Source organism: Exiguobacterium sp. s125, from assembly GCF_018618605.1.
In the GTDB taxonomy this organism is placed as follows: domain Bacteria; phylum Bacillota; class Bacilli; order Exiguobacteriales; family Exiguobacteriaceae; genus Exiguobacterium_A; species Exiguobacterium_A oxidotolerans.
Map to the genome: position 1 here is coordinate 1 of NZ_JACSMI010000003.1, position 24,507 is coordinate 24,507.

Consider the following 24,507-nt stretch of genomic DNA (forward strand, 5'->3'; position numbering starts at 1 on the left):
GACTTGCATGTATTAGGCACGCCGCCAGCGTTCGTCCTGAGCCAGGATCAAACTCTCCATAAAGTGTTTGACTTGCTCGTTTTTGTGACCAAAAGTCACGTTGACGAAGCTTGCGCTTCATTCATTGTTTGTATCCGAAGATACGTTTTTGCCTCATCGTTCAGTTTTCAAAGTTCGTCATTGTTTGTTTTGAAAAATGGTGGGCCTAAGTGGACTCGAACCACCGACCTCACGCTTATCAGGCGTGCGCTCTAACCAGCTGAGCTATAGGCCCGTCAAAAGCAAACAAAATATGGTGCACCCTGAGAGATTCGAACTCCCGACCCCTTGATTCGTAGTCAAGTACTCTATCCAGCTGAGCTAAGGGTGCGATATGGTGCGGTCGAGAGGACTTGAACCTCCACAGTGTTGCCACCACTAGGCCCTCAACCTAGCGCGTCTACCATTCCGCCACGACCGCAATATTAAAATTTAAAATGGTGTGTCATGCAGGATTCGAACCTGCGACCCTCTGATTAAAAGTCAGATGCTCTACCAACTGAGCTAATGACACGAGAAAACTGGGCTGGAAGGGATCGAACCTTCGCATGCTGGAATCAAAATCCAGTGCCTTACCACTTGGCCACAGCCCAAAAATGGCGGTCCTGACGGGATTCGAACCCGCGATCTCCTGCGTGACAGGCAGGCATGTTAACCGCTACACCACAGGACCACATTTTTGTTACGTTAAGTATGAAATTGAAAATGGTGGAGGATGACGGGATCGAACCGCCGACCCTCTGCTTGTAAGGCAGATGCTCTCCCAGCTGAGCTAATCCTCCATTATGGTGACCCGTACGGGAATCGAACCCGTGATACCGCCGTGAAAGGGCGGTGTCTTAACCGCTTGACCAACGGGCCATAAAATATGCAATAATTATTCTCAAGTAACATTTTCACATAAGAGGTCTGGCGGAGATGGAGGGATTCGAACCCTCGCACCAGTTTCCCGGCCTACACCCTTAGCAGGGGCGCCCCTTATAGCCACTTGGGTACATCTCCAAAAGATAATGGCTCCGCAAGTAGGATTTGAACCTACGACCTACCGGTTAACAGCCGGTTGCTCTACCACTGAGCTATTGCGGAATGTTGTGTTCGTTTCGGAGCACTTTTATATAGTAGCAACTTTCTTTCTTGCCGTCAATGCTTTTTTAAAAAAGTTTTTAGTGACGATAAGTTGTTTAGTTGCTGTCGTTTTGACGACTTCTATAATTTATCACGCTCCGAAATGAACGTCAACTACTTTTGTAAAAAATCTTTCCACGACACTTCCCACAGCGGTACTTCTCCGGATTCATCTTTCTTTTCCTTCTATATAATGTACCGCATTTATGACATTCGTATTGATGCGATTTTTTTTCGTCTCCGTCTAATCGCGGACTGTACCGTAAGCCACCATACTTCATCAACCAGTCTTTAAAGTCTTGGTCTTGATGACGATGTCCCCGTCCTGCGAGGTGAAGATGATAGTGACAAAGTTCATGAACTACGATGCCACGAAAGGTTTTGGCGTCCGTTACATAGCGTCGATTAAAGTCAAGATGATGATCCGTCAAAAAATAACGGCCACCTGTCGTGCGTAGTCTTTCATTAAAAACGGCCTTGTGTCTAAACGGTAAAGCAAACACGTCGAGCGAAAGCTGCTCGACGTATTGCTGTAATTGTTCGTTCGTCATGATGGACTGACCATCGTTAAACCGATTCTGCCACGTTCCGGTTCGACACTCGTCACCCAGACCGTCACGATTTCTCCGACGGCGATTACGTCGAGCGGGTGTTTGACGCGTCGGTTACTTAACTTCGAGATGTGGACGAGTCCACTTTCCTTTACACCGATGTCGACGAATGCTCCAAAGTCGAGCACGTTCCGGACGGTCCCTTGGAACTCCATTCCGACTTGAATCATGTCCAGTGATAACACATCTTGTCGTAAAATCGGTTTATCCAGTGCCTCCCGCGGATCACGCTCCGGACGCTGCAAGGCTTCAATGATATCCCGGAGCGTCGGTTCACCAATCTCGAGTTGTTCTGCCGTATCCTTCACTGGAAGTTCCGCTAACTTCGTGCGGAGTTCTTCCGTCCCGACGGTCGTCAGCGCTAACTGAAGCTGCTTAAACAGTTGTTCGACAGTTTTATACTGTTCCGGGTGAATCGGTGTCCGGTCCAGCGGATGCGTCCCTTCAGGAATACGAAGGAAACCGGCTGCCTGCTCGTATGCTTTCGCTCCGAGACGCGGCACTTTTAACAGTTCTTTCCGTGAAGCAAATGCCCCGAGTTCGGAACGGCGTTCGACGATTTTTTTCGCTGTCGCCTTCGTGATTCCCGCTACATACCCGAGCAGGGACTCAGACGCCGTATTCACATCGACACCGACTTGGTTAACGACGGTCTCAACGACAAAGTCGAGTGTCTCCTTTAATTTCACTTGTGTCACGTCATGCTGGTACTGACCGACCCCGACTGATTGAGGATCGACTTTAACAAGTTCAGCTAACGGATCTTGAAGACGACGGGCAATCGAGATCGCTGAACGTTGCTCGACTTGGAGGTCCGGGAACTCCGTCCGTGCGATTTCTGAAGCCGAGTAAATACTTGCACCCGCTTCGTCGACGATCGTAAAAGCGACTTCCGTATGCCCTTTAATCCAGTCCGCTACAAAGGATTCGGTTTCACGGGATGCCGTCCCGTTGCCAATCGCTATCAGCTCGACACCATATTTCTTCACCAGTTCTGATAATTTAGTACGGGCTTCCTTCGCTTTTTGTTCAGACATCGTGACGTAAATAACGCCGACTTCTTTTAATTCACCCGTCGGATCAATGACTGCCCACTTACATCCCGTCCGGTAAGCCGGGTCGAGTCCTAACATGACTTTCCCTTTCATCGGTGGTTGCATATAGAGTTGGCGCAAGTTTTTACCAAAGACTTCAATCGCTTGGTTCTCCGCCTTCTCCGTCAATTCATTTCGGATTTCACGCTCAATTGCCGGGAAAACAGATTTTTTATATCCTGTTTTGACTGCTTCTTCAACAAGCTGGCGCTTTTGTTCGGGCAACCGATTAAAAGGACGAAGTAAGTATGGCAATACTTGCTGCTCGTCTAACATGACTTTCACGGACACGATTTTTAAGGCTTCCGCCCGGTTGATTGCTAAAATCCGGTGCGGCACGATTTGACGGACCCGCTCGTTGTACTCATAGTACTGGGCAAAGACCTTTTTCTCATCGACGGCATCCTTTTTTTGTTTCGTCACGATTTCTGCAGCACGGTGTGTCACTTGACGAATGTAATCGCGGACAGTTGCTTGTTCGCCCCACTCTTCCGCGATGATTGCTTCTGCACCAGCGACTGCCTCTGCTTCTTCAAGCCCTGCGAACAATTTTTTGAAGCCCGCTTCTTCATAGGGTTTCGGCGAACGGAGCCACTCTGCGAGTGGCGCGAGCCCTGCCTCTCGTGCAATTTCCGCTTTCGTCCGTCGTTTCGGACGGAACGGTAAGTATAGGTCTTCAATCTGTTGTAACGTCGTCGCTTCACGCAACGCTTGATTCAATGCCTCGGTCATCACACCCTGCTCTTCGATTTTCCGAAGGACATCGTCACGTTTAGTTTCGAGTTGCGTGATGCTTTTATGTCGATCGAGGATCGCCTTGATTTCGACTTCGTCGAGCTCACCAGTTTGCTCTTTACGATAACGTGCGATGAATGGAATTGTTCCTCCATCTTCCGTCAACTGTAAGACGGCTTTCACTTGCTGGGGTCGTAAATTCAATTCTGTTGCGATTCTCTTCTCCATTTTTCCTCACCTCCCCCTCATTATACCGAAGAATCGACAGAAAAAAAGACTGACGCCATGGCATCAGTCTTTCGAGAATACTTCATTCGGTTCTACTTTGATCGCTTCTCGTAATTTCTGCAACGCCCGGCGTTGTAAACGCGAAACGTGCATTTGCGAAATACCGAGAAGTTCTCCCGTTTCTTTTTGGCTCATGTTGCGGTAATACGCACATTCAAGAATCGAACGCTCACGGTCTGTCAGTACAGCAAATGCTTTTTCAAGAATCAGCTTTTGGTCGACCGAGTCATAACCATTTTCCTGGTTACCGACTAAATCAAGTAAAGTGACCGTGCTGCCCTCTTGATCCGCTTCAATCGAGCTATCAACGGATAACGCTTGATAGCTTTTACCCATTTCGAGTGTTTCGAGCACTTCCTCCTCTGACACTTCAAGACGCGCAGCGATTTCGTCGATTCGCGGTGAACGTTGTAGTTCAGTCGTCAATTCTTCGACAGCCTTCTTAATCTTCGGACCTAGCTCTTTAATTCGACGCGGAACATGGACGCTCCATGTTTTATCGCGAATGAATCGCTTGATTTCCCCGATGATTGTTGGGACAGCGAACGATTCGAAACTTCGCCCAAACTCTTTATCGAAACGACGAAGCGCGGCAAGCAATCCAATCATCCCGACTTGAACGAGATCATCATGAATCGGACGGCCACGTGAGAATTTACGGGCGAGTGCCTCGACGAGATCCGAGTAACGGGCGAGTAGCGCGGCATGGACTTCTTCATCTTGGTCATCTTGTTGATACAGATCAATCAGTCGAAGGACTTCGTCATCACTGTGATGGCGTTGTTGAGACTTTGCTGGCACTTTGACCCACCTCATCTCTATTCATATATTTTGTCATATGGACAGTGACGCCGTTTGCTTTTTCGATCGTGACTTGATCCATCAATGCCTCAATCATCAAGATCCCTAGTCCCCCCTCATGCAGTGAGTCTAGATCGTGCGAATCCGTAATTGGTTCACTTTGGCGTTTGACGCTATCTTTATCAAATGTCACACCGTTGTCTTTGACGATGATTTCAAGACGATCGTCCGGGTAAACGTTACATGTTAAGCCCATTGATCCGTCTTGCTGGTCTTCATAAGCATGTTGAACAGCATTCGCACATGCTTCAGAAACAGCAATTTTGATGTCTTCGATATCATCATACGTATAGCCCATGCGGTTTGCGACACCTGAAACCGTCAAACGCGCGATTGCCACGTATTCAGGTTTTGCAGGTAGTGTCATTTCAAGTTGTTCGTTTTTCATTGCGTACCACCTCGTACACCACTGTCGATTGTAATGATGCTTGAAAGACCTGTAATTTCAAAAAGACGACGAATACGTTCTGAAACACCAACAAGCGTAAACGATGTACCGTTTTTCTTCGATGCTTTAAGCGCTCCGACGAATACACCGAGACCTGTCGAATCCATGTAATGAATTTCATCCAAGTGAACGACGACATCATTTGCTTCTACAGCGGGAACGAGTTCTTGACGAAGTTTTGGTGCCGTATACGTATCAATCTCTCCTACGATATAGAGATGCGTCTGACCATCTAGTTGCTCTGTTCTAATTGTTAAATCCATCTTCAAGTTCCTCCTCAAGGAAATATGCTATATGATTTCTCTCTGTTTCATCAGTTGATTGTAAATAAAGTGGCTCCTTAAAAAAAGTCACTTAAGTATATTTCCCGCATTAAAACACTTCTAAACCTATTTTTAAAAATTTAGTCAAAAAAAGTCGCATACAAATGTATCGACTCTTCTCGTGCTTCTATGTAGGTGCCTAAAAATCAATCAAGCCTAAGCTGATTGCAACGGCACTATTCACTTTCATCATCGTCTCAGGATCCAGGTGTGTCACCTTATCCGTCAGACGGCGCTTATCGATTGTACGGACCTGCTCAAGTAGGATGACCGAATCACGTTCTAATCCGTGTCGCTCTCGATATACTTCCACATGGGTCGGTAGTTTGGCTTTGTCGATCTGTGCCGTGATCGCAGCCACGATAACAGTAGGGCTGAATCGGTTACCAATATCATTTTGTAGGACAAGGACAGGACGTACTCCTCCTTGTTCCGATCCGACCACAGGTGACAAATTTGCATAAAACACGTCGCCACGTTTGACTATCAAAGCTTACACCCCGCTTACTTGACGTAGGAGCGAGAACTCCGCCTCCGTTTCAATCTGGAACATTTCACCAACGATTGATAAATTGATTGCTGCCATTTCTTCGTAACCACGCTTCAATTCCTCACGTAGCTGACGCTTGCGTTCTTCGGTCGTATGGTTCGACTTCATCCCAATCGTCTCCTTCGCTACATTTCGCTCAACAAACTGCTTTTCCCGTTGTTGGACCAAGATAATGGCACCTCCAGATTCACTGAAACCTTAACGAACGACTCACTTTCTACTTCAATATATCAGTCGAATTCAGAAAATACAATCAAAATTCAAAGAAATAACATTTTTTTGCCATCATATTGATGGTTTTTTAAATTTATTTTCGCGGCACACGTTTTGAAAATTGACAAAGGACTTCATAGTTAATCGTCCCTAACCAGTGGGCTGCTTCATCAATCGGCGCGCCCGTTCCAATTAACGTCACTTCTGTGCCGACAGGGTATTCCTGCGGTAAACGAATCATTAACCGGTCCATACAGACACGACCGACGATTTCACACGGTTGACCATCTACGATGAGTGAGTACCCTTGAAAACGTCGCGACCACCCATCGGCGTAGCCGATCGGGACGGTCCCGATCCATTCGTCCGTCGGTGCCGTGTACGTCGCCCCATAACTGATCGTCTGTCCGGGTTCGACGCACTTGACTTGCATCAGCTGACTCTTCAACGAAAATGCCGGCTGAAGGAAATCATAATATGGAATCATCTCGTCAGACGGCATCGCGCCGTAAAGGGCAATCCCGATGCGGACGATATTAAACGGGTCATCCTGACCTGCGAGTCGAATCGCAGCAGCAGAATTCGCAGCATGGATATATCGCACGTGCGGTACGCGTTCGACGAAGCCGAGAAACGTCGTCCGTTGCTGTTCGAACAGACGGCTCGACAGTTCGTCCGCTGTCGCGAAATGTGTATAAATTCCTTCGAGCTCAAGCAAATCAGAATCGAGCTCCATTAAAAGTTCATCCAGTTCTTGCATCGTTTGCAGACCGAGCCGTCCCATCCCACTATCGACCTTAATATGAATCCGAAGCGAATCGATTTCCGTCAGATGTTGTTTTGCTTGCCGTAACCACTCGGCTGAAAATACAGGAACCGCCACATCATAATTCGAAGCGACGGAGACATGCTCCGGCAATAACGTCTCGAGCATGAGAATCGGTGCTTGGATACCTGCTTCGCGCAGCTCGATTGCTTCTTCAAGAAGAGCGACGCCAAGTAAGTCAGCCCCGTTTTCCAATGCAATTTCTGCCACAGTGATCGCACCGTGCCCGTAGCCATCCGCTTTGACGACGGCCATCATCGATTGGTCGCCGATTCTTGCCTTTATCTCGCGTACATTGTGTGCAATCGCAGCACGATCAATTTCAATCCACGTCGGTCGGTACATCGCCATCCCTCTTTTCTAATAAGACTTGTGCTGCCGCATAATGATCCGAATGCGTAATCGATACATGAATCATACCGTCAAACGGCCCCGTCATGATAGGGCGACCTGATGTTTCATTTAGTACTTCAAGATCGCGCCAAGACACTTCTCGCCCAATCCCCGTGCCGAGTGCTTTGACAAACGCTTCTTTTGCAGCGAACCGTCCCGCGAGATATTCAAGTCGGCGTCCGTTCGCCAATGTTTCATACCGCGCTTGTTCACGATCCGTCAAAATACGTGTCAGCATCCGGGGTTGACGTTCGAGTGTCAGACGAACGCGTTCTAATTCAATCAAGTCAAGACCGATACCATAAATCATTCCCTACGCCTCCACAGTTCTATTCTTCGTCCACTTCATATAGAATGAAAGTGAAGCGAGGTGTTGTCATGTTTAGTCGAACGGAAAATCTACAAACGTTCACACGTTCTTATCCGGTCGTTTCGTTGTTCATTTTAATCCAAGTCGCTCTGTTTGTCATCGAGCAGTTGAATCAGTTACTCGGCTTTGGTTTCTCTCCACTCAGTTATGGTTCAGCGATTAATTTATTCATCGCGAATGGCGAATGGTGGCGTGTCGTCACGGCGACATTTTTACACTACGATTTTTGGCACATTGCCTTTAATACGTTTGCGTTGATTATTTTCGCTCCTGCGCTCGAGCGGATGATCGGGCATGTGAAATTTGCCATCTTTTACTTGCTTGTAGGAACGCTCGCTAACGTGTTGACGTATGTCACGTTGAGCGATAACTTATTTTATGGACAGGCGGGAGCATCTGGAGCCATCTTAGGTTTGCTTGGCTTTTACGTTTATCTCGGTCGTTTTCGTCGGACGATCATTTCTGTCGAAGATGCACGACTCGTCTACATCTTTAGTGCCATCACGGCCGTCTTTACACTGATCGGCTCGAACGTTTCCGTCTTCGGTCACTTGTATGGTTTCCTCCTCGGATTCCTAGCTGGATTCATCTTCGGAAAAAGCGCTGTTCCGTTCACACGTCCGTTTAATACGGGTCAACGGGCGACGTTCGGTGGTCATGTCGTTCACTCGACAGGATCCGGTCAAACGGGACGCATCGTGTTTTATGTCATCGTTGCCTTTGCCGTTTTCGGTCTACTCGCGCGATTCATCTAATCTACAAAAAAGCGCCTTGTCTGATTCCGTACTACGGAAAACAGACTCGGCGCTTTTTTCTTATTCTTACTTCCGGAAAGATTCCGCAAGATCCTTCACATCGTCAATCAGATTATGGATGGTTTCTTGATTATCTGTGTAGAGGGCACGAATTTCTTCAAAACGTCCTTTTGGATCTTGTTTGACTGCCGAAAGTTGTGTGCCGGCTCCGCCAAACGCACGCTTCGTCGCTTCGATTTGTGCTTGGCGCGTATCTTTATGAAGTAATGAGAGTGTTGCTCCGATTAGTGCGCCACCTACTGTTGCGAGTACAAAATAATTCTTTTTCATCTGGTTCTTCCCCCTGTGTCATTTTAATGTAATGGTGGTACAAGTTGATAACGTTTCATAATTGGAGAAGGCGCAAACGACTTCCCTGCCTCTTCAGCATACTGATCAACCGTCAAGCGTTCAACTGATTTTGCGTAACGTGACGCATCTCCTTCGTCCTTGAATTGAATCAATAACACGAGATCCGTCGCCCGTTCGACGCGGGCAATCCGTAAGGCTTGAAAACTGCCATATTCTGCCCCGAGTACTTTCGGGTCCGACATGACCTGATGGATGAAAAGATCGCCGCTATTTTGATCTGCCGGAATCGACCAGTAAAAAATCGTCCCCTTCTCATCAAAATTACCACGCGTTTCGAGGAGTGTATAGCTGTTCCCGCTTTGAAACGGTGACTTTCCGTCCGTTTCAATCCAGAGTAATGCTTCTCCGCTTCCACCCGCTGCCCGAATTTGAGCATCACGCGAGCGAATTTGGTCGACAAAGTTACCGCTACCGAATGTAATGAATAGTTTAGATGGCATCACAGGCCTCCGCGAGTTCGAAGTCTTTCCCAGTCAACCCGCCGGCATCATGTGTCGTCACGGCGAGCGTCACCTGTTTATAATCAATCATGATCCGCGGGTGATGATTCAAGTGTTCTGCTAAAGAACCGACCTCTTGAACAAAATCAAGTGCCGCCGGAAAAGAATCCAATGTGTAGATGCGTACGATTTCGTCATCGACGACGCTCCAGTCATTCAGACCTTCTAAACGTTCTTCTACCTCATACTCATTCAACCGTTCCATTCCATTCTCCTCCTCTACTATCGTTTTCGTCCTATACCTTATACCCTACTTTCCTTACTTCTTATACCTCTACTCGTTCGATTTCTTCCTTTTGCCTTCGAAGTGAGATAGAGTACAATGTGAAAGAGAACACTATATCCCATTCAGGAAAGGGGCTATCGCTCATGCGCGCTCTTATCGTTATTGATTATACGTTTGATTTCGTCGCCGATGAAGGTAAGCTGACTTGCGGTAAACCGGGTCAACTCATCGAAGGACGCATCGCATCGCTCATGGATGAATTTTCGACGAACGATTATGTCGTCATTGCAAACGACCTTCATGAAGAAGGCGACACATTCCATCCGGAAACCGTCCTCTTCCCGCCTCATAATATTCGGGGAACACACGGACGGGACTTATTCGGACAGGTCGCAGAGATGGCACGTGTTGCGGATCATGTCATCGACAAGACGCGCTATAGCGCCTTTGCTGGGACGGACCTAGATTTACGTCTTCGTGAACGGCATATCACAGAAGTTCACCTCGTCGGCGTTTGTACAGATATCTGCATCTTGCACACTGCTGTCGACGCGTACAATCTCGGCTATAAAATCGTCGTCCATGCTGACGCCGTCGCCAGCTTCAATGCGGCCGGCCACGACTGGGCACTCACACACTTTAAACAATCGATCGGCGCAGAAGTCGTCGGCGAATAAGAAGGGATCTGTCTTCATGTTACAACGTAATCTTGCACTTCATACTGACCTCTATCTTCCGAGATGGATGTATATCTACTGGAAGGAAGGGCGCCATAATGAACGTGCTGTTTTTGACGTCTATTACCGCAGCAATCCATTCGAAGGTGGTTATGTCGTCTTCGCCGGTCTTGAAAATATCATCGAATATATCCAGACACTCCACTTCACAGAAGAAGACATTACGTATCTTCAAACGATGATCGGGTTCCCGGATGAATTCAAGGATGAGTTACGTAACTTTAAATTCAATGGCTCCCTCTCGAGTGTCAAAGAAGGCGAAATCGTCTTCCCGAACGAACCATTAGTCCGGATTGAAGCACGGATTTTTGAGGCGAAGTTACTGCAAACGGCCATCTTGAACATCGCCAATCACGAATCGTTGATTGCGACAAAATACGCACGGATTCGGCAGTCGGCACCAGGCGCGAAATTCCTCGAAGCCGGTTCACGCCGCGCCCAAGGAATCGATGCTGCTTACTTCGGAACACGTGCCTCTTATTTAGCCGGGTTCGACGTGACAAGCCTCGCGTCGGCCGGCCGCGACTTTGGTATCCCATGTGGTGGAACGATGGAGCATGCAGATATCCAGTTTCATGATGATGAGTTGACGGCTTTCCGGACGTTCGCATCGCATTATCCGGATCAGGCGACACTGCTCGTCGATACGTACGATACGCTTAAAAGCGGACTCCCGAACGCGATCACGGTCGCAAAAGAACTCGCAGCAGACGGACATAAGTTACGCGGGATTCGAATCGATTCCGGCGACTTATCCTACCTATCAAAACGCGCCCGGAAGATGCTTGATGAAGCCGGCTTACTCGACGTCGAAATTGTCCTGTCTGGTGATTTAGACGAATATGTCATTCAAGACCTTCGCATCCAAGGGGCACAGGCAAACACCTTCCTCGTCGGAACACGCGGCATCACGGCGTACGAACAACCGGCGCTCGGCATGGTCTATAAACTCGTCGCCCGCGAAATTGACGGCGAACTTGCACCCGTCATCAAAGTTTCGTCTTCAAAAGCGAAGACGACGACACCGCATATCAAGGAGGCGTACCGCATCGTCGACCCGGAAACGAACAAGTTCAAAGGCGACTACATCACGTTACTCGATGAAGATCCGAGTCAACTCGACTTCGTCGATTTGATTGACGTCCGTGACCCGTCGTTCCGGAACCGGATTGAAAACTTTAAGGTTGAACGGTTACTTGCACCGATCTTTAAGGACGGTGAACTCGTGTATACCGTTCCGACGATTGAAGAAAGTCGTCAGTTCCACGAACAGCAAATCGGACGCCTGTGGGAAGAGTACAAACGTCTACGTCTACCTGAAATCTATGCCGTCACGTTCAGCGACCGTCTCTGGAAACTGAAACTCGACATGATTCGGAAAACACGCCTCGCAAGTGGTGTAAAATAACAAAATCAAGCAGCCTCAAGAATCAAGCTTCTTGACGGACGTCTTGAAAGGCTACCTTTTCATCTCCCTCTCATTTTTCTATACGCTAAAAACAGCCCCTTCAACTGAAGTGGGCTGTTTCGTTTGGGTGAGCAGTCATTTTGGCTGTCGCTTGTTCCATTTGTTGACGAAAGTACCACGCAAAACCAAGCGCACCTCCGATGAAGACGATATAGGTAATCCGTTGACCGAACTCAGCAAGAGAATCGGCGTAAAAGATACTAATTAAATGATCACTTCCACTGATAAGAAGCAAACAGGCGATCAGGAGCGCTATGCGGTACGCAAGCGTCGGGCGATCTTTTGGCTCAGCATGCCAATACATGATGATGTGATGGGCAAGTAAGATAATCCCCACGATTCCTAATATTCCTATAAGTGCTTGCGGCATAATAAACGGTCCTCCTGTTTCTGATTTCTAGTTCCATTTAAACATAGTTCGACTCGAAGACGTTACGAAAAGTTTCGCGCAGGCGACAGACTCACGTTATACTGAAGAAAATCACGTACGAACAACAAAAGGAGGAGTTCTTTTTGAAAACCTTTAAATTGTGTACATTACGTATTCTCATGGATGAATCAGGGCGAGATACGACAATCCCCGTTCAGATTAAAGATGGGCTGACGGTGAGTACCGACCAAACCGCCCAGTGGGTCGCTGAAATCGTCGTCACCGACACCGATCAACCGATTTTGAAAGAACTGTTCGAGAAAAAGCTGCGCGCTTTGATTGAAATCACGATTTCACGGCCGGACAATGACCCCGCCGCCATGATCGTCACGCCTTATGAAAGTACGCAATTGAGCGAAGGCGTCTCTTATCTCTTTACCGGTAAGATGGTCATGATGAAAAATGATTTATCCGAATCGATTTTGCGTGAAGTCGTCGAAGACAACTTTACTGGCGAAGAGCTGATTCAAGAATATAAAGACCGACGCTCTAAACGTGGTACTCATATCACGAGCATCGCGAAAGAAACGTTTAAACAGTACTTACAAGAACATCCGGCAACCGTCGAAGGTTGATGTTCAAATTGTGATATGGTCCGCTACATTAATCCGTTCAATCTCATAACGGTCGGAAAAACGAATGTAATTCGCACATGCATTTTTTAACGGCGTCCGGTAACTGAATGTCTCATCAATCGAGGAGAGTGCCGCTTTAATCGTATGCGAATGGCAGACGACTAAGAGGCGTTTTCCTCGATATTTTTCTGTCAGTTCTTCAACCGCACTGAAGACACGCTGTTGAATTTCCGCTTCCGTTTCAAGCCCCGGGACGCGCTCTGCATCATTTGCCTGCACTGCTTCGTAAATTCCGGCGACCGGTTCACCGGAAGCCGTTCCAAATTCGCGCTCGACAAGCCGTTCATCCGTTTCCGTCAAGCTTAGACCGATCGATCGACCAATGATTTCAGCAGTTTCGACAGCTCGCGATAGCGGACTTGAAATCAAGACGTCCCACTGTTCTTCTGCCAGGTAGGCAGCACTGAGAGCCGCCTGTTTTCTACCGGTCTCGTTAAGCGGTATATCTTCACGTCCTTGAATCCGCTCGTTTAAGTTCCAGTCCGTTTGACCGTGTCGTACTAAACAAATTTCCGTCATATTGCAGTCTCCTTCTAAAGAAATATGACTGATTGTATCATGTTTCCTAATGAAGCGCCTCTCGTTTCGGTAAGACAAGCACTTGACAACTGAAGGCTTCGATTCGTTCGAGCAAACGTTCAATTTTGAGTGGATTTTCAGTTTGGGCAAAGCTCGCCAGCGAATGTGTACCATTCGGGAAAGAGAATAATCGAACATCCGCCCCGACATCCGCCCCCTTCTCAACAAAGTGGAGTGCTTGAGCAAACGGGACAATCGGATCCTTTTTTCCGTGCAGCAACATGATCGGCGGCGAGTCGGAACTTAAATGTGTCGCCGGGGAGACACGCATCATCAACTGTCGCCATTCTTCCCGTCCACCCCCATAAAACTTGATATGGGCAATCCAGGTTTGAATGAATTTAAACAACAGAAAATTCGTCGGCGGATACAAGGCGATGACTCCATTGATTAAAGGAAGATGCGCCTCCGCCTGTTCGCCGATAAATTCAGTCGGAGCAAGCGCCGTCGTCAACATTAGGGCTCCACCTGCTGAATCACCCCATAAAAGCATCCGACCGCGCGCGATGCGTAATTCATCCGCTTGTTGATTTAAAAAACATAAGGCATCTCGAACATCTTCCAGGTTGTCCGGAAAGTAGCTGCCATCCTCAAATAAACGATAGTCGATGCTGCAAACGGCAATCCCGAGTTCTAAAAACCGGTCGATGATTGGAGCAAAACTAAACACATCATCACGGTTTCCACGAACGAATGCGCCGCCATGAGCATAAATCGCGACCGGAAACGGCCCTTCTCCCGGCGGATAATAAATATCTAACGTCAAGTCCTGCTGATTGACCGTCTTGTATAAAAGATTTCGTGGTGCTAATTGCTTTTCGGTAAGCGGCAAGACCGGCTCCGTCCATCTGAGTAAGGCTCCATAATTATTCCAAATACTCGCACCAGCAGCAGCCGTCGTCAAAATAGCGGCGCCACCCATCAACCATGCTGTTTCACGTTTCACCTCATCACCTCCAAGGCTCATTCCGATTTCACTTCTACTCTTCTCTTACCCGATTTATTTTGAACTAGAACTTCACAACATTCCGACTTGACGCTTTAATTTCCGTCGGATATAGTTAGAAAGTCCAAATCGGAACAATTACGTTTTAATTATCTTGGAGGGTTCATATATGAAAAAAATCATTCCAGCGTTAACCATCGCGACAGTAACTGCCAGTCTGCTCGCCGCATGCGGCTCATCGACTTCAAATTCAGACGAAGACGGTAAATTGCAAATTTATACGTCGACGTTCGCCACGGCAGCCATCGCCAAAGAAATCGGCGGAAAGGACGTCCAGGTCGAATTAATCGTTCCCCCTGGCGCCGACCCGCATTCGTATGAGCCGACTCCGAAGCAACTGACGACGATTGCGAAAGGCGATCTATTTTTACTTACCGGCACAACCCTTGAGCCGTACTCTGAAAAGATTAAGGAAAGTTTAGCCGGTAATTCCATTCGTTTTGTCGAGACAAGTAAAAATATCGACTTACTCGAAGCTTCCGCTTCGCTTCATACGCACGAAGAAGACGCACACGATGACCATGATGATCACGAGGCTGAAGAAGAGTCGCACGATCATGGACAATACGATCCGCATGTTTGGCTCGACCCGAACAACGCCAAGAAAATGGCTGACTCGATTACGACCGCATTAGCAAAGGAAGCACCTGACCGGAAGGAAACGTTTGATAAAAACCTCGCACTCTTTAACAAACAAGCAGATGAACTCGACCAAAATTTACAAAAAGCTGTTGACTCCGGTTCGAAAAAGGAGCTTCTCGTCACGCATGCCGCATACGGGTACTTGGCGGAACGTTACGGTTTCACGCAACTGCCGATTGCCGGTATTTCACCGTCTGACGAACCGTCCCAAAAACAGCTGGCTGCCATCGTCAAGGAAGCAGAGATGCATGACTTAAACTATATCGCCTTCGAAGAGACGGTGTCGCCAAAGGTCGCCCGTGTCATCCAAAAAGAAATCGGTGCCGAATCGATTACGATTCATAACCTCGAGTCCGTCGCAAAAGATCAACAAGATCAATCGTACTTTGATTTGATGAACGAAAACGTGACGACGCTCAAACAAGCACTGCAGTAAGGTACAGTTGACAAGCATTAAAAGATACGTTAGGGTAATAAACGTGTTTTAAACAACGACTAAACAACTAAATGACTTCTTTTTATCGCGAGAAACGGAGGGACTGGCCCAATGATGTTTCGGCAGCGGACGATTGATTCGTACTGTGCCAAATCCAGCAAGCTATGGCTTGAGAGATAAGAAGAGCGTCTTTTTCAGTAAAGACCTCCTTCTTTCTTGCGAAGGGGTCTTTTTTTGTATGCTGAAGAAATGGAGTGATTCACATGAACGAAACGGTTACGCCGAACAAATGGGCGTTGTTCCCCTTGTTCGTTTTCCTTGTATTATTCATCGGTGCAGGAATCTTCTATAACGACTTTTACAAATTCCCCATCTTGATTGCAGCTTTAATCGCCTTGATTTTTGCTGCTGCGACATCTAAGGGAGACATCAACCAGACCGTCGAGCGGATTGCCCGCGGTGCCGGAAATCCGGACATCATGATCATGGTCTTCATCTTTTTACTCGCCGGCACATTTTCTGGAACAGCGAATGCAATCGGAGCCATTGATGCGACCGTCAACGCTGCACTCAGTTTCCTACCCCAGTCTCTTTTAATGAGTGGATTGTTCATCATTGCCGCTTTCATCTCGATGGCGATGGGAACTTCGACCGGCACAATCGCTGCCCTTGCACCGATCGCACTCGGGATTCATGACGCGACGGGTGTCAATGTCGCACTCGCCGCTGCTGCCGTCGTCGGTGGAGCAATGTTCGGTGATAACTTATCGTTTATCTCAGATACGACAATCGCCGCTGTCCGGACACAAAAAACGAACATGCGTGATAAATTCAGAACGAACTTTTTAATCGTCTTGCCTGCTGCCGTCATCACTGTCATCTTACTCGCTTTCGTGTCAGGTTCCGGAGATGTCGTCGAAGCGAAAGCATTTGAATTTTATAAGCTGATTCCGTATCTTTCCGTCATCGTGTTCGCACTCTTTGGTGTCAACGTCATTCTCGTCTTACTCGGCGGGACGTTATTGACAGGCATCATCGGAATGATCGACGGTAGTTTCGGAGTAAGTGGATTTGTCCTCGCGATGTCTGACGGATTGATGGGGATGGCAGAAATCTCAATCTTGACGTTGCTGATGGGTGGACTCGTCAGCCTGATCACCTATAACGGTGGAATTGCTTATCTCAAAGAAACGCTGACACGAAAGATTTCGAAACGCCGGGGAGCTGAGTTCAGTATGGCTGCCCTCGTCAGTGCAACGAATCTCGCAACAGCAAATAATACGATTTCGATTCTTGTCGCCGGTCCGCTCGCTGCTGAAATCGCGGATACGTATGACATCGACCGGAAGAAGTCAGCCAGTATCCTCGACCTCTTTTCCTGTGGTGTTCAAGGAATCATCCCGTACGGAGCGCAACTTTTGATTGCCGCTGAATTGACGAAAACGGCGTCACCCGAACTGATTCCTTATTTGTTCTATCCATTTTTACTGTTCGTTTGTGGATCACTGGCAATCTTCTTCGGCTTCCCACGCCGGAAGAGTGATGCCGCACAGAAAAACAACATGTCGTAAAACAAACACCCCCCGTCGCTTCGTCTGCGACGGGGGGTTCACTTTATTTCTGTTTTTCTTGACGATTCAAAATGAAATAGGCAATCGCCGGAAGCGGAAATTGAACAAGTCCTGCTCCCCCCCATACCCATGGGTTGCGTCCTGTCTTGCGGGCACCAAGAAAGAGGAACGTGGCTTGAGCACCTAATAGTGCTGCGATGCTTGTCCAGACTCCTTTTGGTACTTTTTTAATCGATTTCACCATGATATTACACCTCTCTTCGTTTATGCATCAGTAGACTTTCTTCTCTTTCCCATTCTATATTCCCTGCTTATGAGCATCAAAACAGATGTTCCGCTAAGTTCATGCTAAACTGAACAGGCAAATCCATATTCTAGTTTCATTGAAGGAGGAGTATATACATGCAATACGCAAAACTTTCAAATGGTATCACGATTCCACAGATCGGGTTCGGTGTCTGGCAAGTCGATGAAGAGACGGAAGCACCGGCTGCCGTCGCAGAAGCACTTCGCGTCGGTTACCGTCATATCGATACGGCTGCCGTCTACAAAAACGAACGTGGTGTCGCAAAAGGAATCAAAGAAAGCGGCGTGAAACGTGAAGAACTCTTCTTGACGTCTAAAGTTTGGAACGATGACATTCGTGCCGGACGGACGAAAGAGGCTTTCGCTGAGTCACTTGAGCGACTAGAAACCGATTATCTCGATCTTTATCTCATTCACTGGCCGGTCGAAGGTTATGTCGAAGCATGGAAAGCCATGGTCGAACTTTACGAAGCAGGTAAAATCAAGGCGATTGGTGTATCGAACTTTAAAGAACATCATCTCGATACACTTGCTGAAGAAGGACTCATGACGCCGATGATCAACCAAGTCGAGCTTCATCCACAACTTCCACAGCATGAATTGCATGAGTACTTGCAAGATCACAGCATTCAAGTCGAAGCATGGAGCCCACTCATGCAAGGTAAGTTCCTTGAAATCAATGATTTCAAAGAGATTGCTGAAAAACATGGTAAGAGCCCATCACAAGTCGTTCTACGTTGGCACCTCGATAACGGAATCGTTGCGCTTCCGAAATCAGTCACACCAGAACGGATTGCTGAAAACTTCGATGTGTTTGATTTCCAACTCGATGCAGACGACCTCGAACAAATCGATCGTCTCGCGACAGAAGTCCGCCTCGGACCGGACCCTGACGAAATTGACTTTTAATCCACTGACCGATACACGAAAGACTGCTGACGGGACCTATCCCGTAGCAGTCTTTTTTTAAGCGTAATAAATAAGAATCGTCTCTTCTGTCGTTTCAGCCTTGCTGAAGTATGCGCGTAAATCAGCAAACTGTTCCCACACGTCGTCGAATTCTCCATGTTGCCCCGCTTCATCATAAATCGTCTCAAGTGACCGACGATCAAAATTTCGCATGACTTCTGCTGAGATGATGATTAACGGAAGAGGGAGAATCCCGACAATTGCTGCTTGTGTTTCGTTGACAATCAACTCTTCACCGACAATCGCTCGACCTAAGTTGTAATGGGTCTCTTGATCGATATAGATATCGATTTGATTCATCAAGTGATAGAGGGCTGCCGTGTCTTCCAGAGCAAATAGCTGTTCATAATCCGGCTGCGTCTCATGGATAAAAAGAATCCAGTCCATGATGATATGCGGGTCGTCACCAAACGAATCCCAAACGGCATCCGCGACACGAACGTAATGTACGTTTTCCATCCTCCCTCTCCTTTCTTCGTTTCTTTAATAGCTATTCCCATTTTTTCGATGCTTTAGTAATTTTTTTAGAATCTGCGTACTAAAAAGCAACGAAAAAAAACGCTCTCACCTTCTGATAGCACGTTGTCTACATGCAAAAAGAACCAGCAAAATGCCGGTTCTTTTTGATTAAATCGCTTTTTCTTTTGATTCGTCCGTTTCCCACGCCTCAAGAGATTCTTTACCTGGTAAGTTCGGAATCGAATTCGCATAAAAACGCGGATCTTTTCCGGATTTTCGTTGTTCGAGGTAATCATCAAGTGCGAGTTTCGCGATTTTAGATAAGCGGAAAATCGCATACAAGTTGACGACTGCCATCAAGCCCATGAAAATATCAGCAAGCGCCCAGACAAGACCTGCCGTCTGTACGACTGAACCGAAGACAATCATCCCGAGTACGATGACACGGTAAGCCATCATCAGTGTTTTATTGTCATTAATGAAGCTGATGTTCGATTCACCGTAATAATAGTTTCCGATGATTGAACTAAATGCGAACAAGAAGATCGCAAGTGCCATGAACGTCGTCGCAAACACTCCGACCTGAGTCGAGAGTGCGTTTTGCGCGAGTTCGATCCCGGCAACTGCTTTTCCGTTCGCGTCTTTCGTCGCGACATCACTGACGAGGATGATCATCGCTGTTGACGAACAAATGAGTAACGTATCAACAAATACACCGAATGATTGAATCAAACCTTGCTTGACGGGGTGTGACACTTCAGCCGTCGCAGCAGCATTCGGAGCAGAACCCATACCGGCTTCATTCGAGAACAGACCACGACGAATTCCGTTAAGAACTGCAGCACCAATTGCTCCGCCAGCAAGCGTCTTGAACTCTAAAAGTCCCTCTTGGAAAATCAAGCCGAAGACGTTCGGCAACAATTCAAGATTCGTAATCATAATGAAGAGGGCGATTAAAATGTATCCGCCCGCCATGATCGGAACAAGGAATGCAGAGACCGTTGCAATACTACGTACTCCACCGAAAATCACGAGTGATGTTAATAAAACGAGTGCAATCGTGATCCACATCTTATCGATGCCATACTGACTTTGAAGTGACAATGAAATCGTATTCGATTGAACCGAGTTAAAGACAAACCCGAACGAGATTGTAATCAAGATACTGAAGACGATTCCGAGCCACCGTTGGCCAAGCGCTTTTTCCATGTAGTAGGCAGGGCCCCCACGCCATGCCTTCTCATCACGGACTTTATAAATTTGAGCAAGTGTACTTTCGACGAATGCTGACGCTGAACCGATCAAGGCAATCAGCCACATCCAAAAGACGGCACCGGGTCCACCTAGTGCGATGGCTGTCGCAACACCGGCAATGTTCCCGGTCCCGACACGTGCAGCCGTACTGATCGCGAACGCTTGGAATGGTGAGACGCCATCCTTTCCTTTATCTGTTCCCTGGAACAGTAACCGTAACATTTCAGGTAACATCCGGAATTGGACGAATCCCATGCGAATCGTAAAATAAATGCCTAAGCCAACAAGTAAGATGATCAGGACGCTCGACCATAATACATCACTAATATTCGTTACGATATCCATCAGTTGTTTCTCCATACAGGCTCCCCCACTTCTCTCTTATGTAACATTTCTTCACATGTGTTCTATAATACGAAAGTTTTTTTGAAAAATCAAATACAGTTGTATCAGTCAACTTCTGATTACGAGGCATTTCCATCCATTTCCTCACATTAGATGTGAGGTTTTTCGTTTGTGAACAAAAAAGAACGGCCTCACTCAAAAGGAGGGACGGCTACCAATTAAACGGAATCAGGACTTTTTCATGCGTGTCCCAAATACACACTAAGCCATCGTGAAAAAGAAGCATTTACATCGAAATGGCCGATGATTCCGTGGAAGTGGAATCATCGGCCATTCGATTAACGGAGGACGGAAACGTTTATCCTCAACTCCTATGGGAAAAGGAAACGTGATTCGCGTTTCCGTCAGGAAGAGGTAAGACCCGGCATGACCGCATGAAATGCGGGCTGCCGCGGCTTACCTTCCGCCCAAGGAAAGTGAGGATGGCGGAAACGTCCGTCACAAGGATGGATGTTCATCTGAATTAGTCACCCCCTCCATCTTTAGACAAACACTTAGAGCCCCTCCACTTTTCGCGGAAGGGCTCTTTTCGATTCTTTAGATGAATAGATTTAAGTTGGCATCGTCTGTCGCACCAAGATAACTTGCGACCCCACCATAATCGATATCATCTAACAATTCTTCTTTTTTAATCCCCATGATGTCCATCGACATCGTACACGCAATCATCCGGACGCCTGCTGCTTGCGCTTTTGCCATCATCGTCTCTAGCGCATCGACTTGTTTGTCCTTCATGACTTTTTTCATCATTTTTTGACCGGCGCCTGCCATGTTCATGTTGGATAATGGAAGATCACCGGCATGTTTCGGCATCATCATCCCCATCATGCGTTCCATCGGTGCTTTGTCGACGGCTGGTGCATCCGGCTTACGAATGACATTCAGTCCCCAGAACGTGAAGAACATCGTGACTTGTTTGCCCATCGCTTGTGCACCTTGTGCGATGACGAATGACGCAAGTGCTTTATCAAGATCACCACTGAAGACGACCATCGTCGCGTCATCTGCTTTTGCGACAGGTGCCGTTGTCACGTGTTGCTCCGTTTGTCCTTGCCCTTTTTCAAGTAAAACTTCGACAATTCCCTGATTCATTTCTGCCGTATGGACGGTATGTCCGAGCTTTGTTGCCCATGCCTGGACGTCCGGTAAGAAACCAGGATCCGATGCTTTAATGAAGACTTGGTCTCCGTCCTGCAGTTGATCAATCTTTGTTTTTAATTCAACGATTGGTCCCGGGCACTGTAATCCACATGTATCGAGCAGCGTGATTTGCTCTGCTTTCACGGCTTGTTTCGGCTCACTTTTAATCGTCGTCACTGCTGTTTCCTCCCGTGCTTGGTTTCGCGCTTCTTGATCGCGATTGACCGTCGCCCATGTTTTATATCCGCCGCTCAAGTTCTTCACCTCAAAGCCGTTTTGTTTAAGGAGCTGACTCGCGACATATCCCCGTAATCCGACTTGGCATGTCACGTAGATCGGCTGATCCTTCGGTAGCTCGTCGAGTGACGTGCGAAGCGTCGGTAATGAGATATTGACCGAGCCCGGAATCGAACCGAGTTCATTTTCAGACGGTTCACGGACATCGAGTAACAATCCGCCGGCTGCGACGATTTGATCAATTTCATGCCAATGGACGTTTTCGCTGTCCCCTAACACGATATTCGAAGCGATGTATCCTGCCATGTTGACGGGATCTTTCGCCGAGCTATACGGTGGTGCGTATGATAATTCAAGGTCTGGCAAGTCGAGGACCGTTAATCCACCTTTGATTGCCGTCGCTAAGACATCAATCCGTTTTTCGACACCCGTCATCCCAATCGCTTGCGCGCCGTAAATCGTTCCGTCAATCGGATCAAACAAGAGTTTCATTGAGATTGGACTGGCACCCGGATAATAACCGGCGTGCGAACCCGGATGGAGATGAACCGCTTCATAGCGGCGACCAGACTGTTTCAACCGTTTTTCGTTATTTCCGGTCGAAGCGACCGTCATATCGAATACTTTTGCGACGGCTGTACCGAGCGCACCTGTATATTTGACGTCGCGTCCGGCGATGATGTCTGCAACGAGACGCCCTTGACGATTCGCCGGCCACGCGAGTGGAACATGCATCGCCTCTCCTGTCACGTAATCTTTCACTTCGATGGCGTCACCAATCGCAAAGATCGATGGATCAGATGTCCGTAACGTGTCATCGACTTTGATTGTATTCTTGATTCCCAACTCAAGTTTTGCTTCCGCCACAAGGTTACTTTCCGGCATGACACCAATCGACAAGATGTTCATTTCCGTTTCAATCGTCTTGCCGCTCGTCAAGACAACACGTCTCCCTGCCTCTTCAAAGCGGGCGACACCATCCGATAAAATCAACTCGACCCCTTTTGCGCGTAGATGTTCATGGACGATGGCTGCCATTTCCGGATCGACCGGTGCCATGACTTGATCCATCATTTCAACCAATGTGACTTTCGCACCACGTTCGACCAAGTTTTCTGCCATTTCGAGTCCAATGAACCCCCCACCGATGACGACGGCACGTGCGGGACGGTTCTCATCGACATATTGACGCATCCGGTCCGTATCCGGAATGTTACGTAACGTAAAGATGTTCGTCGCTTCTTCGATACCAGGAATTGATGGACGCATCGGTTTTGCTCCTGGTGAAAGAATTAAGTTGTCATATGACTCCTCATATTCTTCACCTGTATCGACTTTACGGATTGTGACCGTTTTTTGTTCACGATTGATTTGAATCGCTTCCGACAGATTCCGAACATCCAAGTTAAACCGGGCATGCATCCCCTCAGGTGTTTGGACGAGTAGCTTGTTCCGGTCTTTGATGACATCCCCGATATAGTACGGTAATCCACAGTTCGCGAACGAAATCTCTTTTCCACGTTCTAACAAAATGATTTCCGCCGTTTCATCCAACCGGCGTAATCGTGCTGCAGCGGTCGCTCCACCTGCTACTCCACCAACAATGATTGTTTTCATGTCTGTTTTCCTCCTAAATCGAATCGTACTCTCTATGCTTTACAATATACCCATTAAGGTATGTGGTTTCAAGTAGTTTGCTCTACATTTCACATACTTGTCTTATTTTCAAACTGTTTCTTCTTTAAATGATAACGGACATTAGTTGCAATTCCTCTTAAAATGCTTGAAACTGAGATTACAGTATCTATAAGGGGGATTTAAAATGGACCAGGACCGTAACTCGAACGAAACGAATGAGGACAACAAGGTCACACCGCTTCACCCAGAACGTAATCAAGAAGGAACAAACGAAAACGGGGTAACGGAAGTTCAACAACAACACTTGGAAGCATTCCAAGCGTTCTTAGTCGAAAAAGGCATTCCAATGGAAGCACGTGAAAATGAAACACACGTCTTCTTTATGACACAAGAAAAAACACCAGCTGGCGCTGAGCCGATGATGATGATCGTCTTCAGTAAAACGACGACGGACGTTGAGTTATTCGCTCGTACCGTTACGCACGTTCCAGACGGTGTCGAAGATCTTCCTATCTTAAACGCAATCAATGACTTCAACCAAGAGTTCAAGTACTTCCGCGTCGTCCTCGATAGCGATCGCGACGTAACGATTGCTTCAACAATCGACTTAGATCACGGCTTCAACCCGGCTGCCATCTTCGGCCACTCGGTCATGATGTTCCAAGCCTCTGACGAAGTGTACGCGTATTTAACGAAATTGTATGACCAAATTCAATAATTTATATTTAAAAAAAATGGCTCCGGAGATTTCTCTGGAGCCATTTTTTTGTTTTAAGTTCAATTGACAATGAGAATTATTCTCGTTATAGTGAGAATTGTGAAAACGA

At 47.4% G+C, this 24,507-nt stretch carries 27 protein-coding genes, 10 tRNA genes, 1 rRNA gene and 1 riboswitch; of the genes, 8 read left to right on the forward strand and 30 right to left on the reverse strand.

What is annotated here, in order from left to right; genetic code table 11:
• The 20 genes from KNQ05_RS09635 to acpS form a co-directional block, all read right to left on the reverse strand.
• A 16S ribosomal RNA gene (locus KNQ05_RS09635) occupies positions 1 to 63 on the reverse strand; the annotation flags it as partial.
• A gap of 134 nt (positions 64 to 197) precedes the next feature.
• A tRNA-Ile gene (locus tag KNQ05_RS09640) sits at positions 198 to 274 on the reverse strand.
• A gap of 19 nt (positions 275 to 293) precedes the next feature.
• Positions 294 to 370: transfer RNA gene (locus KNQ05_RS09645), tRNA-Arg, on the reverse strand.
• Positions 371 to 374: 4 nt separating this feature from the next.
• A tRNA-Leu gene (locus tag KNQ05_RS09650) sits at positions 375 to 460 on the reverse strand.
• 17 nt (positions 461 to 477) lie between these two features.
• Positions 478 to 553, reverse strand: a tRNA-Lys gene (locus KNQ05_RS09655).
• Between the two features lie 7 nt (positions 554 to 560).
• Positions 561 to 632 (reverse strand) — tRNA-Gln (locus KNQ05_RS09660).
• Between the two features lie 4 nt (positions 633 to 636).
• A tRNA-Asp gene (locus tag KNQ05_RS09665) sits at positions 637 to 712 on the reverse strand.
• 33 nt (positions 713 to 745) lie between these two features.
• Positions 746 to 821, reverse strand: a tRNA-Val gene (locus KNQ05_RS09670).
• Positions 822 to 825: 4 nt separating this feature from the next.
• Positions 826 to 900 (reverse strand) — tRNA-Glu (locus KNQ05_RS09675).
• 49 nt (positions 901 to 949) lie between these two features.
• Positions 950 to 1,041, reverse strand: a tRNA-Ser gene (locus KNQ05_RS09680).
• Positions 1,042 to 1,050: 9 nt separating this feature from the next.
• Positions 1,051 to 1,125: transfer RNA gene (locus KNQ05_RS09685), tRNA-Asn, on the reverse strand.
• A gap of 149 nt (positions 1,126 to 1,274) precedes the next feature.
• Complete coding sequence (locus KNQ05_RS09690; protein WP_088838056.1) at positions 1,275 to 1,715, reverse strand: SprT family protein; 441 nt, start codon at positions 1,713 to 1,715, stop codon at positions 1,275 to 1,277.
• Entirely contained in the window at positions 1,712 to 3,832 is a 2,121-nt protein-coding gene (locus KNQ05_RS09695) for a Tex family protein (protein WP_214766437.1), read from the reverse strand. Before KNQ05_RS09695 ends, KNQ05_RS09690 begins: the two co-directional genes overlap by 4 nt.
• Before the next feature lie 63 nt (positions 3,833 to 3,895).
• On the reverse strand, positions 3,896 to 4,693 hold the full coding sequence (gene sigB / locus KNQ05_RS09700) for an RNA polymerase sigma factor SigB (RefSeq protein WP_012371666.1): 798 nt from the start codon (positions 4,691 to 4,693) through the stop codon (positions 3,896 to 3,898).
• Complete coding sequence (rsbW, locus tag KNQ05_RS09705) at positions 4,659 to 5,141, reverse strand: anti-sigma B factor RsbW (RefSeq protein WP_029331912.1); 483 nt, start codon at positions 5,139 to 5,141, stop codon at positions 4,659 to 4,661. The genes sigB and rsbW overlap by 35 nt, the downstream gene beginning before the upstream one ends.
• Positions 5,138 to 5,464, reverse strand: a complete 327-nt coding sequence (locus KNQ05_RS09710; protein WP_088838058.1) for an STAS domain-containing protein — start codon at positions 5,462 to 5,464, stop codon at positions 5,138 to 5,140. Before KNQ05_RS09710 ends, rsbW begins: the two co-directional genes overlap by 4 nt.
• Before the next feature lie 199 nt (positions 5,465 to 5,663).
• Entirely contained in the window at positions 5,664 to 6,014 is a 351-nt protein-coding gene (locus KNQ05_RS09715) for a type II toxin-antitoxin system PemK/MazF family toxin (protein WP_029331914.1), read from the reverse strand.
• Between the two features lie 3 nt (positions 6,015 to 6,017).
• On the reverse strand, positions 6,018 to 6,242 hold the full coding sequence (locus tag KNQ05_RS09720; RefSeq protein WP_012371670.1) for a hypothetical protein: 225 nt from the start codon (positions 6,240 to 6,242) through the stop codon (positions 6,018 to 6,020).
• Positions 6,243 to 6,381: 139 nt separating this feature from the next.
• Positions 6,382 to 7,458 carry an alanine racemase gene (gene alr / locus KNQ05_RS09725; RefSeq protein WP_214766435.1) on the reverse strand — a complete coding sequence of 359 codons (1,077 nt, stop codon included), beginning with the start codon at positions 7,456 to 7,458 and terminating at the stop codon, positions 6,382 to 6,384.
• Entirely contained in the window at positions 7,436 to 7,816 is a 381-nt protein-coding gene (gene acpS / locus KNQ05_RS09730; RefSeq protein ID WP_088838061.1) for a holo-ACP synthase, read from the reverse strand. Before acpS ends, alr begins: the two co-directional genes overlap by 23 nt.
• 68 nt (positions 7,817 to 7,884) lie before the next feature.
• Between acpS and KNQ05_RS09735 the strand changes: the two genes are divergently transcribed.
• On the forward strand, positions 7,885 to 8,631 hold the full coding sequence (locus KNQ05_RS09735) for a rhomboid family intramembrane serine protease (RefSeq protein ID WP_159172340.1): 747 nt from the start codon (positions 7,885 to 7,887) through the stop codon (positions 8,629 to 8,631).
• A gap of 66 nt (positions 8,632 to 8,697) precedes the next feature.
• Here KNQ05_RS09735 and KNQ05_RS09740 read toward each other — a convergent pair whose 3' ends face one another.
• The 3 genes from KNQ05_RS09740 to KNQ05_RS09750 are packed head-to-tail and all read right to left on the reverse strand — an operon-like array spanning position 8,698 to position 9,747.
• Positions 8,698 to 8,961: a hypothetical protein gene (locus KNQ05_RS09740; RefSeq protein ID WP_088838065.1), complete on the reverse strand. Its 264-nt coding sequence runs from the start codon at positions 8,959 to 8,961 to the stop codon at positions 8,698 to 8,700.
• A 23-nt stretch (positions 8,962 to 8,984) separates the two neighbouring features.
• Positions 8,985 to 9,482 (reverse strand): hypothetical protein, encoded by a 498-nt coding sequence (locus KNQ05_RS09745; protein WP_214766433.1) that lies wholly within the window; start codon positions 9,480 to 9,482, stop codon positions 8,985 to 8,987.
• Positions 9,472 to 9,747, reverse strand: a complete 276-nt coding sequence (locus KNQ05_RS09750) for a 4a-hydroxytetrahydrobiopterin dehydratase (RefSeq protein WP_029331924.1) — start codon at positions 9,745 to 9,747, stop codon at positions 9,472 to 9,474. Before KNQ05_RS09750 ends, KNQ05_RS09745 begins: the two co-directional genes overlap by 11 nt.
• A 164-nt stretch (positions 9,748 to 9,911) precedes the next feature.
• On the opposite strand from KNQ05_RS09750, the gene KNQ05_RS09755 reads away from it, so the two are divergent.
• Both KNQ05_RS09755 and KNQ05_RS09760 read left to right on the forward strand, forming a co-directional pair.
• Entirely contained in the window at positions 9,912 to 10,445 is a 534-nt protein-coding gene (locus KNQ05_RS09755) for a cysteine hydrolase family protein (protein WP_029331926.1), read from the forward strand.
• Between the two features lie 16 nt (positions 10,446 to 10,461).
• Positions 10,462 to 11,913, forward strand: a complete 1,452-nt coding sequence (locus KNQ05_RS09760; protein WP_088838068.1) for a nicotinate phosphoribosyltransferase — start codon at positions 10,462 to 10,464, stop codon at positions 11,911 to 11,913.
• A 100-nt stretch (positions 11,914 to 12,013) separates the two neighbouring features.
• Here KNQ05_RS09760 and KNQ05_RS09765 read toward each other — a convergent pair whose 3' ends face one another.
• Positions 12,014 to 12,343: a hypothetical protein gene (locus tag KNQ05_RS09765; protein WP_088838070.1), complete on the reverse strand. Its 330-nt coding sequence runs from the start codon at positions 12,341 to 12,343 to the stop codon at positions 12,014 to 12,016.
• A 143-nt stretch (positions 12,344 to 12,486) separates the two neighbouring features.
• Here KNQ05_RS09765 and KNQ05_RS09770 point away from each other — a divergent pair, with 143 nt between their 5' ends.
• Positions 12,487 to 12,978: a YwpF family protein gene (locus tag KNQ05_RS09770; protein ID WP_214805258.1), complete on the forward strand. Its 492-nt coding sequence runs from the start codon at positions 12,487 to 12,489 to the stop codon at positions 12,976 to 12,978.
• Positions 12,979 to 12,981: 3 nt separating this feature from the next.
• Here the strand turns inward: KNQ05_RS09770 and KNQ05_RS09775 are convergent, their stop codons facing one another.
• Both KNQ05_RS09775 and KNQ05_RS09780 read right to left on the reverse strand, forming a co-directional pair.
• Positions 12,982 to 13,557 carry a histidine phosphatase family protein gene (locus KNQ05_RS09775; RefSeq protein ID WP_214805260.1) on the reverse strand — a complete coding sequence of 192 codons (576 nt, stop codon included), beginning with the start codon at positions 13,555 to 13,557 and terminating at the stop codon, positions 12,982 to 12,984.
• Between the two features lie 46 nt (positions 13,558 to 13,603).
• Complete coding sequence (locus KNQ05_RS09780) at positions 13,604 to 14,563, reverse strand: alpha/beta hydrolase fold domain-containing protein (RefSeq protein ID WP_214766429.1); 960 nt, start codon at positions 14,561 to 14,563, stop codon at positions 13,604 to 13,606.
• Positions 14,564 to 14,732: 169 nt separating this feature from the next.
• Between KNQ05_RS09780 and KNQ05_RS09785 the strand changes: the two genes are divergently transcribed.
• The gene (locus tag KNQ05_RS09785; RefSeq protein WP_088838076.1) at positions 14,733 to 15,701 is read left to right on the forward strand and encodes a metal ABC transporter solute-binding protein, Zn/Mn family; all 969 of its coding nucleotides are present in this window, start codon (positions 14,733 to 14,735) and stop codon (positions 15,699 to 15,701) included.
• 79 nt (positions 15,702 to 15,780) lie between these two features.
• A riboswitch (SAM riboswitch) is annotated at positions 15,781 to 15,884 on the forward strand.
• An 80-nt stretch (positions 15,885 to 15,964) separates the two neighbouring features.
• Positions 15,965 to 17,272, forward strand: a complete 1,308-nt coding sequence (locus KNQ05_RS09790) for a Na+/H+ antiporter NhaC family protein (RefSeq protein WP_088838078.1) — start codon at positions 15,965 to 15,967, stop codon at positions 17,270 to 17,272.
• Between the two features lie 43 nt (positions 17,273 to 17,315).
• Here the strand turns inward: KNQ05_RS09790 and KNQ05_RS09795 are convergent, their stop codons facing one another.
• Entirely contained in the window at positions 17,316 to 17,516 is a 201-nt protein-coding gene (locus KNQ05_RS09795; protein ID WP_088838080.1) for a hypothetical protein, read from the reverse strand.
• Positions 17,517 to 17,674: 158 nt separating this feature from the next.
• Here KNQ05_RS09795 and KNQ05_RS09800 point away from each other — a divergent pair, with 158 nt between their 5' ends.
• Positions 17,675 to 18,487 (forward strand): aldo/keto reductase, encoded by an 813-nt coding sequence (locus tag KNQ05_RS09800; RefSeq protein ID WP_088838082.1) that lies wholly within the window; start codon positions 17,675 to 17,677, stop codon positions 18,485 to 18,487.
• 57 nt (positions 18,488 to 18,544) lie between these two features.
• Here KNQ05_RS09800 and KNQ05_RS09805 read toward each other — a convergent pair whose 3' ends face one another.
• The 3 genes from KNQ05_RS09805 to KNQ05_RS09815 form a co-directional block, all read right to left on the reverse strand.
• On the reverse strand, positions 18,545 to 19,006 hold the full coding sequence (locus KNQ05_RS09805) for a hypothetical protein (protein ID WP_088838083.1): 462 nt from the start codon (positions 19,004 to 19,006) through the stop codon (positions 18,545 to 18,547).
• A 168-nt stretch (positions 19,007 to 19,174) separates the two neighbouring features.
• Positions 19,175 to 20,620: an alanine/glycine:cation symporter family protein gene (locus KNQ05_RS09810; protein WP_088838085.1), complete on the reverse strand. Its 1,446-nt coding sequence runs from the start codon at positions 20,618 to 20,620 to the stop codon at positions 19,175 to 19,177.
• A gap of 582 nt (positions 20,621 to 21,202) precedes the next feature.
• A complete protein-coding gene (locus KNQ05_RS09815) occupies positions 21,203 to 23,659 on the reverse strand; it encodes a CoA-disulfide reductase (RefSeq protein ID WP_214805262.1) in 2,457 nt (818 codons plus the stop codon).
• Positions 23,660 to 23,864: 205 nt separating this feature from the next.
• On the opposite strand from KNQ05_RS09815, the gene KNQ05_RS09820 reads away from it, so the two are divergent.
• On the forward strand, positions 23,865 to 24,398 hold the full coding sequence (locus KNQ05_RS09820; protein ID WP_088838088.1) for a type III secretion system chaperone family protein: 534 nt from the start codon (positions 23,865 to 23,867) through the stop codon (positions 24,396 to 24,398).
• The last annotated feature ends 109 nt before the right edge of the window (positions 24,399 to 24,507 follow it).

Coding starts and splice junctions, on each gene's coding strand:
- KNQ05_RS09690 (WP_088838056.1), bottom strand. CDS start 1,715: ATGACGAACGAACAATTACAGCAATACGTCGAGCAGCTTTCGCTCGAC.
- KNQ05_RS09695 (WP_214766437.1), bottom strand. CDS start 3,832: ATGGAGAAGAGAATCGCAACAGAATTGAATTTACGACCCCAGCAAGTG.
- rsbW (WP_029331912.1), bottom strand. CDS start 5,141: ATGAAAAACGAACAACTTGAAATGACACTACCTGCAAAACCTGAATAC.
- KNQ05_RS09710 (WP_088838058.1), bottom strand. CDS start 5,464: ATGGATTTAACAATTAGAACAGAGCAACTAGATGGTCAGACGCATCTC.
- alr (WP_214766435.1), bottom strand. CDS start 7,458: ATGTACCGACCGACGTGGATTGAAATTGATCGTGCTGCGATTGCACAC.
- acpS (WP_088838061.1), bottom strand. CDS start 7,816: ATGATTTATGGTATCGGTCTTGACTTGATTGAATTAGAACGCGTTCGT.
- KNQ05_RS09735 (WP_159172340.1), top strand. CDS start 7,885: ATGTTTAGTCGAACGGAAAATCTACAAACGTTCACACGTTCTTATCCG.
- KNQ05_RS09740 (WP_088838065.1), bottom strand. CDS start 8,961: ATGAAAAAGAATTATTTTGTACTCGCAACAGTAGGTGGCGCACTAATC.
- KNQ05_RS09745 (WP_214766433.1), bottom strand. CDS start 9,482: ATGCCATCTAAACTATTCATTACATTCGGTAGCGGTAACTTTGTCGAC.
- KNQ05_RS09750 (WP_029331924.1), bottom strand. CDS start 9,747: ATGGAACGGTTGAATGAGTATGAGGTAGAAGAACGTTTAGAAGGTCTG.
- KNQ05_RS09755 (WP_029331926.1), top strand. CDS start 9,912: ATGCGCGCTCTTATCGTTATTGATTATACGTTTGATTTCGTCGCCGAT.
- KNQ05_RS09760 (WP_088838068.1), top strand. CDS start 10,462: ATGTTACAACGTAATCTTGCACTTCATACTGACCTCTATCTTCCGAGA.
- KNQ05_RS09765 (WP_088838070.1), bottom strand. CDS start 12,343: ATGCCGCAAGCACTTATAGGAATATTAGGAATCGTGGGGATTATCTTA.
- KNQ05_RS09775 (WP_214805260.1), bottom strand. CDS start 13,557: ATGACGGAAATTTGTTTAGTACGACACGGTCAAACGGACTGGAACTTA.
- KNQ05_RS09785 (WP_088838076.1), top strand. CDS start 14,733: ATGAAAAAAATCATTCCAGCGTTAACCATCGCGACAGTAACTGCCAGT.
- KNQ05_RS09790 (WP_088838078.1), top strand. CDS start 15,965: ATGAACGAAACGGTTACGCCGAACAAATGGGCGTTGTTCCCCTTGTTC.
- KNQ05_RS09795 (WP_088838080.1), bottom strand. CDS start 17,516: ATGGTGAAATCGATTAAAAAAGTACCAAAAGGAGTCTGGACAAGCATC.
- KNQ05_RS09800 (WP_088838082.1), top strand. CDS start 17,675: ATGCAATACGCAAAACTTTCAAATGGTATCACGATTCCACAGATCGGG.
- KNQ05_RS09805 (WP_088838083.1), bottom strand. CDS start 19,006: ATGGAAAACGTACATTACGTTCGTGTCGCGGATGCCGTTTGGGATTCG.
- KNQ05_RS09810 (WP_088838085.1), bottom strand. CDS start 20,620: ATGGAGAAACAACTGATGGATATCGTAACGAATATTAGTGATGTATTA.
- KNQ05_RS09815 (WP_214805262.1), bottom strand. CDS start 23,659: ATGAAAACAATCATTGTTGGTGGAGTAGCAGGTGGAGCGACCGCTGCA.
- KNQ05_RS09820 (WP_088838088.1), top strand. CDS start 23,865: ATGGACCAGGACCGTAACTCGAACGAAACGAATGAGGACAACAAGGTC.